This is a genomic window from Actinomadura darangshiensis (assembly GCF_004349235.1).
Classification (GTDB): domain Bacteria; phylum Actinomycetota; class Actinomycetes; order Streptosporangiales; family Streptosporangiaceae; genus Spirillospora; species Spirillospora darangshiensis.
Genome location: NZ_SMKY01000031.1, coordinates 1 through 14,286, shown reverse-complemented (window position 1 = coordinate 14,286; position 14,286 = coordinate 1). Strand labels below are relative to the sequence as shown.

Annotated in this window: 11 protein-coding genes; 2 read left to right on the top strand and 9 right to left on the bottom strand. The window is 69.6% G+C overall.

Annotated features, from left to right (window positions below):
- Positions 1 to 58: 58 nt before the first annotated feature.
- From E1293_RS09870 to E1293_RS09860, 3 genes are read right to left on the bottom strand one after another with little or no spacing between them, the layout of a single operon-like run.
- A complete protein-coding gene (locus E1293_RS09870; RefSeq protein ID WP_207938761.1) occupies positions 59 to 901 on the bottom strand; it encodes a carbohydrate ABC transporter permease in 843 nt (280 codons plus the stop codon).
- A 53-nt stretch (positions 902 to 954) separates the two neighbouring features.
- Positions 955 to 1,902: a carbohydrate ABC transporter permease gene (locus tag E1293_RS09865; protein ID WP_132196152.1), complete on the bottom strand. Its 948-nt coding sequence runs from the start codon at positions 1,900 to 1,902 to the stop codon at positions 955 to 957.
- 1 nt (position 1,903) lies between these two features.
- Positions 1,904 to 3,193 (bottom strand): ABC transporter substrate-binding protein, encoded by a 1,290-nt coding sequence (locus E1293_RS09860; protein ID WP_132196150.1) that lies wholly within the window; start codon positions 3,191 to 3,193, stop codon positions 1,904 to 1,906.
- Between the two features lie 99 nt (positions 3,194 to 3,292).
- Between E1293_RS09860 and E1293_RS09855 the strand changes: the two genes are divergently transcribed.
- Positions 3,293 to 4,345 (top strand): amidohydrolase family protein, encoded by a 1,053-nt coding sequence (locus E1293_RS09855; RefSeq protein WP_132196216.1) that lies wholly within the window; start codon positions 3,293 to 3,295, stop codon positions 4,343 to 4,345.
- Between the two features lies 1 nt (position 4,346).
- On the opposite strand, the gene E1293_RS47340 is transcribed toward E1293_RS09855, so the two are convergent.
- The 3 genes from E1293_RS47340 to melA all read right to left on the bottom strand — a co-directional run bounded on the left by E1293_RS47340 (position 4,347) and on the right by melA (position 7,244).
- Positions 4,347 to 4,505: a hypothetical protein gene (locus E1293_RS47340; protein WP_165978159.1), complete on the bottom strand. Its 159-nt coding sequence runs from the start codon at positions 4,503 to 4,505 to the stop codon at positions 4,347 to 4,349.
- Positions 4,506 to 4,621: 116 nt separating this feature from the next.
- Positions 4,622 to 5,713 carry an RNA-guided endonuclease InsQ/TnpB family protein gene (locus E1293_RS09850; protein WP_424923616.1) on the bottom strand — a complete coding sequence of 364 codons (1,092 nt, stop codon included), beginning with the start codon at positions 5,711 to 5,713 and terminating at the stop codon, positions 4,622 to 4,624.
- A gap of 226 nt (positions 5,714 to 5,939) precedes the next feature.
- Positions 5,940 to 7,244, bottom strand: a complete 1,305-nt coding sequence (melA, locus tag E1293_RS09845) for an alpha-glucosidase/alpha-galactosidase (protein ID WP_132196148.1) — start codon at positions 7,242 to 7,244, stop codon at positions 5,940 to 5,942.
- A 172-nt stretch (positions 7,245 to 7,416) separates the two neighbouring features.
- Between melA and E1293_RS09840 the strand changes: the two genes are divergently transcribed.
- Positions 7,417 to 7,758, top strand: coding sequence for a TfoX/Sxy family protein (locus E1293_RS09840; RefSeq protein ID WP_132196146.1), 342 nt, complete (start codon positions 7,417 to 7,419; stop codon positions 7,756 to 7,758).
- A gap of 58 nt (positions 7,759 to 7,816) precedes the next feature.
- On the opposite strand, the gene E1293_RS09835 is transcribed toward E1293_RS09840, so the two are convergent.
- The 3 genes from E1293_RS09835 to E1293_RS09825 form a co-directional block, all read right to left on the bottom strand.
- On the bottom strand, positions 7,817 to 10,873 hold the full coding sequence (locus E1293_RS09835) for a discoidin domain-containing protein (protein WP_132196144.1): 3,057 nt from the start codon (positions 10,871 to 10,873) through the stop codon (positions 7,817 to 7,819).
- A gap of 15 nt (positions 10,874 to 10,888) precedes the next feature.
- On the bottom strand, positions 10,889 to 12,202 hold the full coding sequence (locus E1293_RS09830; RefSeq protein ID WP_132196142.1) for a discoidin domain-containing protein: 1,314 nt from the start codon (positions 12,200 to 12,202) through the stop codon (positions 10,889 to 10,891).
- A gap of 98 nt (positions 12,203 to 12,300) precedes the next feature.
- On the bottom strand, positions 12,301 to 14,286 hold a 1,986-nt coding region (locus E1293_RS09825; RefSeq protein WP_132196140.1), incomplete at its 5' end, for a discoidin domain-containing protein.

Genomic DNA, 14,286 nt, shown 5'->3' with positions numbered 1-14,286 from the left:
TGACTTGTCGTGACTGCTTCGATCATGCGCAATGGACGCCGGGTCGTCATCGGGGGCGTCAGCCCTTCAGGCCGCTGAACGACATCGTGGCGATGAAGTGACGTTGCGCCAGCAGGAAGGCGATCAGCAGCGGCGCGGTGGCGAGCGTGTTGCCCGCCATCAGCGACGACCACTCGGTGTGCCGCGTCCCGGAGAACGTCGACAGGCCCATCTGGAGCGTGAACGTGTCCTCGGAGTTGATCGCGATCAGCGGCCAGATGAGGTCGTTCCACGAGCCGAGCAGCGTGAAGACGACCAGCGTGGCGACCGCCGGGCGGGCCATCGGCAGGACGATCCGGAAGAACACCCCGAGCCGCCCGCAGCCGTCGATCCGCGCGGCCTCCTCCAGCTCCGGCGGCACCGACAGGAAGAACTGCCGCATCAGGAAGATGCCGAACGCGCTGGCCAGCCACGGCACGAACGCGGCGCCGAGCGTGTCGATGAGCCCCAGCATCCGGAACATCAGGAACGTCGGGATCATCAGCAGCTGCACCGGGATCATGATGGTGACCATCACGGCGAGGAACCCGGCCCGGCTCCCCGCGAACCGCAGCCGCGCGAAGCCGTAGCCGGCGAGCGAGCACAGCACCACGTGCGACAGCACCGCCACCGCCGACACGATCAGCGTGTTGAGGAACCAGCGCGGGTAGTCGTTCTCGGTGAGGACCTTGCGGTAGCCGTCCAGCGTGACGTGGTCCGGCAGCAGCCGGGGCGGCAGCCGGTTCAGGTCGGCGTCCGGCATCAGCGACGTCAGCACCATCCACACCAGCGGAGCCGCGAACAGCACCGCCACGGGGACGAGGACGACGTGCAGCATCCACCGCCGGTCGCGCCGGCGCCCCGCCGCCATGAACCCGCTCATGACCGTGCTCCCTGTGGGGGGACGACCCCCCACCACCCCCCGGTTCGCTCCGCTCATGACCGTGCTCCCGCCGCGCCGCCGGCTGACCGGCGCAGCATCAGGGCCGACACCACCAGGGTGACCACGAACAGCGCGTACGCCACGGCCGCTCCGTATCCGGCGTTGAACTGCTTGAACGCCTGCTCGTAGAGGTAGTAGACGATCACCGAGGTGGAGTCGAGCGGCTGCCCCTTGGTCGTCGTGTAGACCAGGTCGAACAGCTGCAGCGCGGTGATCATCTGCCAGATGACGACGAAGGTGGTCGCGGGGCGCAGCTGCGGCAGCGTCACGTTGCGGAACGCCTGCCACGGGTTCGCGCCGTCCACCAGCGCCGCCTCCTGGAGCTCGCGCGGGACGTCCTGCAGCGCCGCGAGGTACACCACCACCGGCAGCCCGACCGACCACCACAGCGACACCGCGACCAGCGTGTAGAGCGCCTGGTCGGGGTCCTGGAGGAAGCCCGCCCGGGACAGGCCGAGCGCCTTCACCCCGCCGTTGACGATGCCGAACTCGGGGTCGAGCACGAAGTTGGACAGGATGCCGACGGCCGCCGCCGACGTCACGTACGGGACGAAGACGCACGTCCGGTAGATGCCGATCCCGCGGATGCGCTGGTTCAGCGCCACCGCGAGCGGCAGCCCGATCAGCACCGAGCCCGGCACGTACAGGACGGTGTAGACGACCGTGTGCCAGGCCGCGTCCCGCAGCGCCGGGTCGTGCACCATCTCGCGGTAGTTGTCGAGCCCGACGAACTCGCCGCTGGAGATCAGGTCGCTGTCGTGCAGCGACAGCCACAGCGCCCAGATCGCGGGGAACAGCGCAAGCCCGACGACCACCAGCGTCGCCGGCGCCACGAAACCCCAGCCGACCAGGTGCGGCATGAGCCGCCGCCGCGCCGGTCCCTTCCGCTTCGCCGTGCGCGCGGTCCGCGCGAGGCGGGGCGGAGCGGTGCCCACCGTCATGTCACTTTTCCTTGGCGAGCAGGTCGTCGGTCTTCTTGGCCGCGTCGCCCAGCGTCTGGCTCGCGGGGTCCCCGGCGATCAGCGATTTGGTGATCGCGTTCCCGACCGCCTCGGAGAACTTGGCGTAGGCGGCGCTGCTCGGCCGCGCCTTCTTGGCGTTGTCGAGGTTGGCGACGAACTCCGCCGCGCCGGGGAAGTCGTCGACGTACTTCTTGTACTCGGGAAGCTGCGTGGTGGCCTTGCGCAGCGGCAGATTGCCGACGGCGAGCGACCAGCGGGCGTCCTGCTCGGGCTTGGACAGCCAGGCGGCGAACTCCTTGGCCGCCTTCGCGCGCCGCGACCCGTTGTCGAACAGCACCCAGAAGTCCGGGCCCGAGATCGTCTCGTGGTTCCCGTTGTAGCCCGGCAGCGGGACGGCGCCGTAGTCGATGCCGTGCTCCTTGAAGTCCAGCAGCGCGAACGGGCCGGTCACCACCATCGCGACCTTCCCGGACTGGAACAGCGGCAGGAACTTCTCGCCGTTCTGGTCGAGGTACACCGACTTGTCGTCGCGGGCCATGCCGCGCCACAGGTCGAGGGCCGCGGCGGCCTGCGGGGTGTTGAACGCGGCCTTCTTGTTGTCGGGGGTCAGGATGCCGCCGCCCTGCTGCCACAGCATCGGCCACAGCCGCCAGACGGTGTCCTCGCCGCCGCTCACCGGGTAGGCGGTGCCGTACACGCTCTTGCCCGGGTCGGTCAACTTCTTGGCCGCGGCGCGGAAGTCGTCCCACGTCCAGTCGGGCTTGGGGTAGGCGACGTGCGCGGCGTCGAACAGCTTCTTGTTGTAGACGACGCCGAGGTTGTCGACCACCGCGGGGACGCCCACGACCTTGCCGTCCACGGTGGCGGCGGCGCGCTCGGACTCCCAGAAGTCGCTCCACCCGAACGACGGGTCCTTGACCGTGTCCGTCATGTCGACGACCTTGCGGTTCTCGGCGAGGGACGCCGTCCACGACCCGTACATGTACGCGATGTCGGGGGCGTCGCCGCCGGCGAGCGCCGCGGTGACCTTCTGCAGCATGTCGTCGACGTTGCTGGTGCCGAGCTGGGGCTCGATCCGGACGCCCGGATGCGCCTTGGAGTACTCGGCCGCGAGCTTCTTGATCGGCGCGTCGTACGGCGCCGCCTGCCCGTGCCACCAGGTGATCTTCACCGTGCCGCCGTCCGCGTCGCCGTCGCCGCAGCCGGCCGCCGTCACGGCGAGCAGCGCCGCCGCCGCGAGCGCCACCGCGCCGCGCAGTCTGTGGGCCATCGGACCTCCCGAGGGTTGAGGTGGTTTGAGACTCTATGCTTGCTTGTGCTCGAAATAGAAGAGAACAGAGCAGAAAACATCATGAGCGGGCGGGGACACATGACCGAAACCGGCGAGCTGCGACTGTCGGACTACGCGCCGCGCCCGAGCGTGCACCTTCCGGGCAGCCGGGTCGCGCGCCCGCGCTTCCGCTGCGTCGACGCGCACAACCACCTGGGGCGCTGGCTCACCGAGGACGGCGGATGGATGGCGCCTGACGTGGGCCGGCTCCTCGCGCTGATGGACGAGCACGACGTGGACGCGATCGTGAACCTGGACGGCATGTGGGGCGCGGAGCTGTCGGCGAACCTCGACCGCTACGACCGCGCCCACCCAGGGCGGTTCCTCACCTTCTGCCAGCTCGACTGGAATCTGCTGCGCGAACGCGACGGGATCGGCCGCCTGGTGAGCAGCCTTGAGAACTCGCGGACGCTCGGTGCTCGCGGCCTGAAGGTGTGGAAGACCCTCGGCCTGCACTACGCCGGACCGGACGGGCGCCTCGTCCTGCCGGACGACCCCGTGCTGGCGCCCGTCTTCGAGGCGGCGGGCGGGCTGGGCCTGCCCGTGCTGATCCACACGGCGGACCCCGTGGCGTTCTTCGCTCCCGCCGACCGGCACAACGAGCGGCTGGAGGAACTCCTCGCCCATCCCGAATGGCACTTCGGGCGTCCGGGCCTGCCGACCTTCCAGCGGCTCATGGACGCCCTGGAGCGGCTCGTCGCGTCCCACCCGCGCACCACGTTCATCGGCGCGCACGTCGGCTGCTACGCCGAGGACCTCCGGTGGGTCTCACGGATGCTGGACGAGCACCCCAACTTCCACGTCGACATCGCCGGCCGGCTCGCCGAGCTGGGCCGCCGCCCGCGCGCGGCCCGCGCGCTCATGGTGCGTCACCCCGGCCGTGTCCTGTTCGGCACCGACGCGTTCCCGCTGTCGGCCTCGTCCTACCCGACGCATTTCCGGTTCCTGGAGACCGGCGACGAACACTTCCCCTATGCGCCGGACGAGGAGGTGCCGCCGCAGGGCCGCTGGGCGATCTCCGCCCTCGACCTGCCGGACGACGTGCTGGAGAAGGTGTACGCGGCCAACGCGAAGCACCTTCTCCAGCAGTGACCTAACGCTTGCCGGGCCGCACCACCCGGACGAAGCGGACGTCCAGGTCGTCGCCCCGGCCGGTGGCGATCCGGAAGTCGGTGCCGCCGTTCAGGTGGTCCGCGAAGGTGGGCCGGGGGAGGCGGAACGTCGCCGTCTTCGTGTAGCCGCAGTCGGTCAACTACCAGCATGTAGGCGGGTTTGCAGCTCGTGACTGCCCCTAACCGAGGGACGGTGACACTGCTGCATGAGGCGTGTTGACGAACGCCCACACCGTGCGCGCCCGAGTGCGGACGTTCACGGCGGCGATGTAGTCGGCTGGGCCAGCGAGCCCGCAGACCACACAGGTGAAGTCGTCCCGCGTGGGACGGTTCTTGCGTGAGACGTGCCTGCAGCGTGGACACCTCTGGGGGTGTAGGCCGCATCCACCACAAGCACCGGTACGCCGACGCGCTGGGCCTTGTAGGCGATGAACTCACCCAGTTGGTGGAACGGCCAGGATGACAAGGTGGCCCGCTGGTGCTGCTTGAGCCGTACCCGGTCGCGGATGCCCTGGAGATCCTCCAGGGCGATGCCGCGTTCGGTGCGTTGGGCATCGGCCACCACTGTCTTGGCGATCTTATGGTTCACGTGCGCGGTGTGCCGGGCCTCCCGGCGCGCCCGTTTCTTGAGCTTACGTTTTGCCGACTTAGTACCCTTGGACTGCAATTGAGTTCGGACCCGGGTCATACGTCGCCGGTAGCGCTCGAGGCCTCGCCCTTGGTGATTGTCGCCGTCCGATGTTGTGGCCAAATTGGCAATACCGCGGTCTACCCCGATCCAGTCGCGCGGGTGGCTGTTCAGCGGATTTTCTGGAACCTCGCAGGTGGCGATGAGGAACCACTTGCCGCCCCGGTAGACGAGATCACTTTCGCCTTGACGAAACTCGGCCAGTGTTTTCAGCTGAGATGGCTCGCCGGTGAAGGCCAGGTTCTGCATACGGCCGTGCGTGGTCCAGATCGACACCATGCGCGCGTCTATCTGCCACGACAAGCACCGATCGTCGAATGGATGCGCCGCTTGCGGACGGAAGGCGATCGGCTTGCCTTCGGCCTGCGAGCGCCGTGCCGAGCATTTACCGCCGAGCAATCCGGCTCGGATTTGTCCTCGCAGGGCAGTGTACGCGTCGGCGACCTTGCGAATCACGTGCAACGTAGGCTGCGCCGACAACCCTCTCGCTCTAACCTCAGCGTAAAGAAGCTTTTGTAACCCGGTTCGGGAGAACACTGCGCGTTCATGTGCTACCCGTGACACCCACGCGGCGGCGGAGTTGCAGGCGTGCAAGGTCTCGGCAAGTGCCGTCGCCTGTTCAGGCGTCGGCAGGAGTTTGACCTGCACTACGAGCTTCACGATATGCGACTGTATCATTACTTTAAGTGGTCATGGTGTCGAGCTTGAGACTTCGAGCATCTTCCCTCGGAGAAGAAACCGGGAGTTCGCTGAAGGCCGGACCCAGTCCGGCAGGCTCCAGTTGTCCCCCGTGCGCACCTTCACACTGTCGCTCACCGCGTTCGCGGGCCCGCCCCGGCCATCGTGCAGAGAATCGTCAGCCCCGGCGCGGCTGCCGCGGCGCGCTTCACGACAGGCCCGTGCGGCGGAGCGGCTCGGGCAGCAGGTCGCCGTGTGCCTTGACCATCTCGTCGCACAGTGTCCAGATCTCCTCCAGCGTGAGCGTAGCCGCCGTGTTCGGGTCGGCCATCACCGCGTGCCGGATGTGGTCGGGACGCCCCTCCATCGCCGCCCGCACGGTCAGCTCACCGACGCTGACGAACGACCGGTTGAGCGCCGCGCACTGCGGCGGGAGGTCGCCGACGGCGGTGGGCTGCACGCCCTGGCCGTCCACCAGGCACGGCACCTCGACCGCGCACCCTTCGGGCAGATTCCCGATCAGGCCACGGTTCACGACGTTGCCGTAGACGACCCGGGGGCGGCCGGTGACCATGCTGTGGATGATCTGCGGTGCGTACTCCATGCTGCCCTCGACCGGGATCGGCTCGCCCGCCGCGAGCGCCGCCCGCGTCGAGGCGTACTCGCCCAGGTTCTCCTCGCTGACCCGGACGTAGTCGTCCACCGGGATGCGCAGCCGCTCGACCTCCGCGTCGCTGCGCATGAACCACGGGACGTACTCCGCCGAATGCTCGCTGGTCTCGGTCGGGTAGTAGCCGAGCCGCCGGTACATCTCGACCCGGACCCGCCGCCGCAGCTGCGGATCGCGCCCGATCGCCTCGTCCAGCCGCGGGTAGAGGTCCTCGCCGTTCCGCTGGAGCTTCAGCACCCACGCCTGGTGGTTGACGCCCGCCGCCAGGTAGGACACCTCCTCGTACGGGACGTCGACGAGCTCGGCGAGGCCGCGGGTCGTCCAGTACACCGAGTGGCAGAGCCCGACGGCGTTGCGGATTGGCGTCGCGGCGGCCAGGTACCAGACGTTCATCGCCATCGGGTTGGTGTAGTTCAGCAGCCAGGCGTCCGGGCAGCAGGCCGCCATGTCCGCCGCGATGCCGTCGAGCACCGGGAACGTGCGCAGCGCCCGGAAGATCCCGCCGACGCCGATGGTGTCGGCGATCGTCTGGCGGAGCCCGAAGCGGGCCGGGACCTCGAAGTCGGTGACCGTCGCATCGTGCCCGCCCACCTGGATCATGTTGATCACGAAGTCGGCGCCGTCGAAGGCCGCCCGCCGCTCCCGGTGCGCCGTGATCACCGGCCGCGCGCCCCGCGCCTCGGCGATCCTCCGCGCCGCCGCCTCGGCCGTCTCCAGCCGCTCGGCGTCGATGTCGTGCAGCGCGATGTGGGCGTCCGCCAGCTCGGGGAACCCCAGCAGGTCGGCGAGCAGGGCCTGGGTGAACACCACGCTCCCCGCGCCCACGAAAACGATCTTGGTCATCGGACGTTCCTCTCGGCGGGACGGGTCGCGGCGATGGCCTGCCCGCACCTTCGATTGCGCGTTTCCGCTCAAAACTCTCGCTAATCATCCACAAACAAGCATCACCGCACAAGGCCGGATCGAAGGTCGGACCCGGCTGCGAGACTGGGGGCATGCCTGGGGAGGTGGCCGTGTGACACCGGAGGAGCGGTTCGAGGACCTGGTCGACGCGATGACGGGGCGGCCGGGCGTGTCGCCGCCGGGGTCCACCGGGCGCGGCGGGTTCGGCTCGCACGCGCTGCGGATCGAGGCCAGGATGTTCGCGATGCTGGTGCGGGGGCGGCTCGTCCTGAAACTGCCGGAGACGCGGGTGGACGAGCTGGTCGCGGCCGGCGAGGGCATCCGGTTCGACGCGAACAAGGGCACCCCGATGCGCGAATGGCTGGCCCTCGACCCGGAGGCGGAGACCGGCTGGGTCCCGCTGGCCGAGGAGGCGATGGAGTTCGTGCGCCCGGGTCCGGGAACCCGGAGATGACGGCGGCCCCGCCGGCTCGCGGTGGAGCCGGCGGGGCCGATCAGCGGGGATCAGAGGATCAGGGCCAGCCCTGGAGGCCGGCGCCGTAGGGGTAGAGGGGGTCGCCGTAGTCGGTGGGGGGCGGCTGGCCCGCGTCGATGCGGGCTCGGATGTCGGCGCGTTCGGCGGCCGTCGCCCCGAGGTCGTAGGGGATGTTCCAGTTCTCGACGGCGTCCTCGGGCCGGTCGATGCCGCCCGGCTTGAGGATCTGGTCGACGCTGCGCGGAAGCTGCCAGGGCAGCCGCCCGCGCGGCTCGTAGTCGCCGAAGAGCAGGCTCGCCGTGGCCGGGCCGACCTCCTCGCCGCCCCGGTAGGTCATCACGATGGCGTCGGCCAGGCCGTTCCACTCGCTGATCACCGTCGGGCGCGGCAGGTCCATCACCACGACCACCGGAACGCCCTGGTCGTGGAACTGCTTGATGAGGGCGAGCTGGTCGGGCGGCAGGTAAGGCTGCTCGTTCACCCAGGCGGTCGCGTGGGTGTACGAGGGTTCGCCGACCGCGACGATGGCGAGATCGGGTGCGGGCGCGCTGTCCTGGTGGACGGTCACGCCCGCCTTCGCGGCCCGCGTCTTGATCGCGTCCAGCAGGGTGAGCGAGCCGTAGTTCTGGTGGAAGTAGCTCGTCCAGATGCAGCAGGCGCCGCCGTCGGTCGCGCGCGGACCGGCCACGACGATGTCGTCTCCCTCCTTCAGCTTGACCGGCAGGGCGCCGCCGTTCTTCAGCACGGTGATCGACTCCCGCGCCGCCTGGTTCGCGAGCGCCGCGTACGACGGCTGGTGGAACCGGTACGGGCCGTTCACCGGGTCGCCGTACGGGTGGTCGAAGACGCCGAGCTTGAACTTCAGCCGCAGGACGCGCTTGACGGCGTCGTCGATCCGGGCGGCCGGCACCTGGCCGGTGAAGTCGGCCATCGAGAACCCGGACGCGCCCGGGTCCGCGCCGCCCATCACGTCCGACCCGGCGTTGGCCGCGCTGATCCACGCGCCGGAGGGCAGCCAGTCGGTCGTGATCAGCCCGGTGTAGCCGAGGTTGTCGCGCAGGTAGCGCAGGATCGGCGCGCTGTTCCCGGCGCCCGGTCCACCCGGATCGAGGTACGAGCTGCCCGCGTACCCCGGCATGATGTTCACGGCGCCCGCGTCGATCGCGGCCCGCCACGGGATCATGTGGTACTTGATCGTCACCGCGTCGTAGGTGATGCCCGCCTCGCCGCCGGCGCCCTCGCCCGGCCAGTGCTTGACGGTCGCGAGGACGGATCCGGGGTTCAGCTCCGGGCCGCCCTGCAGCCCGGCGACCAGCGCCCGCACCTGCGCGGCGGCGACCTCGGCGTTCTCGCCGTTGCCCTCCTGGATGCGCGGATACAGCACCTTGGTGCCGACCTCGGCGAGCGGCCCGAGGACGCCGCGCGCCCCCACCTCCAGTTCCTCCCGGCGCTGCATGTCGCCGAGCTTGTAGTCGAGCGGGTAGTCCTTCCCCGCCGCCAGGGCGCTCTGCAGCGGGTACGTCGTCTCGTAGCCGGCGATCGTGTCGCCCGCCGACACCGGCGGGATGCCGAGCCGGGTGCCGGCCGCGCCGCGCAGCACGTTGTGCAGGTCGTTCGGCTGCGCCGGGCCGAAATGCCAGCCGGACGCGGCGTACGTCTGCGCGTTGTAGAACATCTGGTACGCCTTCTCCTCGGTGGTCATCCTGCCGAGAAGGTCGTTGACGCGGTCCTCCACCGGGCGCCGCCAGTCCTCGTACGGCTCGATCGAGCCGTTCTTGTCGAGGTCGCGGGCGCCGTTGACGACGTTGACTCCGTCGTCGACGGTCTCGATGTCTGGGAGATAGACGCTGAACGTGCGGATGTCGGACGTGGTCCGCGCGCCGGAACCGCCGACCGCGACGACGTACCACCGGTACGTCCAGCGGTCACCGATGTCCCAGGACGGGGTGTAACCGGTCCCGGGCGTCTCGGCGACCTTGGTGTAGAGGTCCAGCAGCGAGCCGGACGCGGTGAAGTCGTAGTCGGTCCGGCTGATGTTGATCCACACCTCGTAGCGGGCGGTGCCGGACACACCCGACCAGGACAGGGGCGGGCGCCGGGTGTTCGTCACCATCGCGTGGTCGGCGGGCGCCGACAGCCCGAACTGGCCGGTCGTCCCCGGTGCCTTGGTGGGCGGGGACAGCAGCGGCGGCGTGGCGGACGAGGAGTCGACGCTGCCGAAGACCTGGAACTCCCAGAGCGAGTACCCGTAGCCGGTCGCGCGGGCCGTCCCGGTGAACCGGATGTAGCGGCCCTTGCCGGTGACGTCGAGTCTCTCGGTTCCTCCCTTACCGGTGGTCGTGGAGTAGACGGTCGTCCAGGACGTCCCGTTGCCGGACACCTCCAGGCGGTAGCCGGTCGCGTAGGCCGACTCCCAGTCGAGCGTCACGCCGGTGATCGTCGCGCTGCCGCCGAGGTCGACGCGGAGCCACTGGTCGTCGCTGAACTTGCTGGACCAGCGGGTGGTGGTGCGGCCGTCCAGCGCTGCCGCCGGGGCGTTGCCGCCCTCGTGGGAGGACGCCGACACCTGCTTGTACGCCGAGATCGGCGCCGTCCCGGACGGCGGCGGCTCGGTTCCCGCGTCGCCGTACACCGAGAACTCCCAGAGGGAGTATCCGTAGCCGGTGGCGCGGGCCGTCCCGTACATCCGGACGTAGCGGCCGTCACCGGAGACGTTGAGCGTCTGGTTTCCGCCGGTCGCATTGCCGGTGGAGTAGACGGTCGACCAGTCGGAGCCGTTGCCGGACACCTGGATCTGGAAGGCGGTCGCGTACGCCGCCTCCCAGTTCAGGACGACCTGGCTGATGCTCCTGCTCTCGCCCAGATCGATCCGCACCCACTGCGGGTCGCTGAACGCGCTGGACCAGCGGGTGCCAGCGTCGCCGTCCACGACGGCGGAGGCGGAGTAGGCGTCGCCCTCGGCGGACGACGCCGTCGCGGGCTTGTTCAGGGAGAGCAGCGTCGCCGCGTGCGCGACGTGCGCGGGGACGGCCAGGAGCGCGGCGAGCACCGTTAACACCGCGAAAGCACTTGTGAGCCGCTGGACTGCGGTCATCGGTTCCTCCCTCTGCTACCAGCCGACGGCGACGAGGAGCCACTGCGGGTCGCCGTGCGAGATGAAGGACGAGCGGCCCGCGTAGTCGTCGTACGGGAAGCCGTAGGCGAGGTGGCCGATCGCGTGGTCGTGCCAGAACTTCGCGTAGTAGTTCGCGGGCGCGGCCTTGTAGAACAGCGACGGGTCCGACCACTGCGACTGCGGCAGCTGCGCCACGTGCCGGTTGATCGCCGAGCACCTCCCGGCGTCGTTCGCGAGCGGCCCCGCGCATCCGGTGACCTGCTGGGTCGTGGCCGAGACGCCGACGGACGCGGCGTAGGAGGTGAAGTAGTCCGCGTGCGCGCCGCCGGGCTGGAACACGGGCGCGTTGCCGGGCGCCGGGATCCGGTACGGGGCCTCGACGGTCGCCAGCGAGTCGAACTCGGACGGCACCTCGTTCTGGAACCGCTGGAAGGTGGCCGACCGGTCCTCGGCGAAGGTCGCCTGGTCCTCGCCGACGGACACGTCGTAGCCGTCGTGCGCGTGCAGCCGCAGGGCCAGCTTGAGGCCGAAGCCGTCGACCCGGGTCGTGTTGCCGTTGAAGACGTCGCTGCCGACCGTGAACTCGATGAAGTCCTGGTAGCGGCCGTTCGGCGAGCCGAGGTAGAAGTACATGCGGCCGGCGGAGTTGACCGGCATGTCCAGGTACGGCTGCTCGGCGATCGAATGGGTCTGCCCGTTGAAGCTCCAGTACACCTGGCTGTCGGGGTACTGGCCGTTGGTCCGGTTGAGGACCTTGACCATGACGACGTTCTGGGCGGGCGGGATCGACGCCGTGTCGCCCCAGAAGTCGTCGACGGGCGGGTTCGTCGACTCGCCCGTGTGGACGTCGAACGACCACAGCGAGTAGCCGTACTGGGTGCCGCGCGCGGTCCCGTACATCCGGATGTAGCGGCCCTTGCCGCTGACGTTGAGGGTCTGGTTTCCGCCGGTCGCGTTGCCGGTGGAGTAGATGGACGTCCAGTTGGCGGCGTTGTCGGAGACCTGGATCTGGAACGCCTTGCCGTAGGCGGCCTCCCAGTTGAGGACGACCTGGCAGATGTCCTGGCTGGAGCCGAGGTCGACCTGGAGCCATTGCGGGTCGCCGAACGCGCTGGACCAGCGCGTTCCCGAGTTGCCGTCGACGGCGGCGGACGCCGGGAAGGCGCCGCTCTCGGTGGAGGAGGCGGTGGCGGGACGGTTCAGTGCGGCGTCCGACGTCCCGCACGCGGCGGCGTTCGCGGGCGCCGTCAGCGCGAGGTAACCGGGAAGAAGGAGGGCCAAGGCGGTCATTGCCGAGCGGAGCTTCATGGAGCATCTCCGATGCGAGGGGTGGGGGAGGAGATGAGGGCGTGCAGTCCCTGCGGGCCCGCTCGATCGCGGGCCCGCAGGAGAACCTCACAGGTGAATCAGGGGTAACTGACCACGTTGGCCGGGACGGTGTCGCTGCCGGACGCCTCAGGCCCGGTGTCGTTGACGACGTGCCGGATGACTCCGTTGCCGCCCAGCGACACCGTCAGCAGATCGTGGAACCGCACACCGGACCGGTTCGGCGCCTCGAATCCGCGCGCGGCCGCGATCGACGGGTTGACGTTGAAGTAGCAGTAACTGCCGAGGCCCCAGCCCTCGTGCGTGGTGACCGAGTCGGCCACCTTGTACGCGGCGTAGCCGTCCGGGGAGTCGCTCCGCCAGGCCGACTGGTCCGGCGGGTCGTAGGGCATCTCGTTCTGGAAGAAGATCGTCTTGCCGCCGTTGCCGTTCCAGACCAGCTGGTACTTCTGGTAGTGCTCGACGAACAGCCCGTACGCGGTGACGTCGTCGCCGTTGACGATCACCCCGTTGTCGGCGGTGTTGACCGTCCAGCCGACGCCGCTCCCGTGGTCGGCGCGCCACGCCCAGATGTGGTCGAGCAGCGCGTCGTCGCTGTTCACGACCAGGCTCTTGGACGCCTTGCCGGGCCCGGCGCCGCCGATCCGGAAGAAGACGTCCTGCACCGAGGTGGGGTCGCCTGCGTGGTCGGCGCCCGCGTTGTCAGGCCCCAGCTGCAGCAGCACCGGCGAGTTGACCGGCCCGGCGTCGAAGAGCATCCCGGCCAGCTTGACGCCGTTGACGTCGGCCACGTTCATGGCCGGCACGCCGTTGTCGGGGATGAGGGTCGGGTAGCCGATGCCGAGCACCACCGTGTCCGGCCGCGTCACGTTGATCGTCTGGTTCAGGTGGTAGACGCCGGGCGTGAACAGCAGGTTCAGGCCCTGGCCCAGCGCGGTGTTGATGGTGGCCGCCGAGTCGCCCGGCTTGGCGATGTAGAACTGCGACAGCGGGATCGACGACCCGGGCGTCGAGCCGCCCGACCAGGTCGTCCCGCGCGAGTTGTGCCGCAGCGACGGGGCGAACACGTTGTACGCGCCGGAGGAGTCGACGTACAGGTACGGCTTCTCCCTGGTCACCGGGCTGGTGTCCAGCGTCGTGTAGGGCGGGTTCGGGAAGCCCTGCGCGGGCGCGCCCTCGACACCGGAGAACACCATGTTCCAGACGCCGTTGAGGTTGCCGCCGATCTGGCTGTCGCGGGTGAGCCACTGCTGCTGGGAGTAGGGCTGCACCTGCCCGTCCACCTTCGAGTCGGCGATGTAGCCGCCGCTGGCCCAGCCGTAGCCGGTGGGCGCGAGGTTCAGGTTGCCGCGCACGTGGATGCGCCGGAACGGCGCCGCCTGCGACACCGCCCACTGGTTCGTCCCGCCGGGCGGGCTGATCGACAGGTTCTCGGCGGACCGCCAGAAGTTCTGCGTGGCGTTGCCGCCGAACCAGCCGGCGTCCACGGTGACCCCGTTGAGCGTGACGTCGTCGGGGTTGCGGCCGAGGCCGGCGATCGAGGTGTAGAAGCCGATGTTCGCGTTGACGTTGTAGCTGCCGGGCTTGAACAGCAGCGCGTACCGGGCCGACCCGAACTGGTTGCTCTCCTGCTCGCGGAACACCGAGTCGAGCCTGCCCTGGACGTCGGACGCGCTCATCGACGGGTCGAACACGATCACGTTGGGCCCGAGGTCGCCGCCGCCGGGCAGCGTGCTCCCGCCGGACCCGGTGTGCACGGCCAGCCCGAACAGCGAGTAGCCGTACTGGGTGCCGCGCGCCGTCCCGTACATCCGGACGTAGCGGCCCTTCCCGGTGACGTTGAGCGTCTGGGTGCCGCCCGTCCCCGACGAGGTGGAGTAGACGGACGTCCAGTTGGAGGCGTTGTCGGAGACCTGGATCTGGAACGCCTTGCCGTAGGCGGCCTCCCAGTTGAGGACGACCTGGCAGATGTCCTGGCTGGAGCCGAGGTCGACCTGGAGCCATTGCGGGTCGCCGAACGCGCTGGACCAGCGCGTTCCCGAGTTGCCGTCGACGGCGGCGGACGC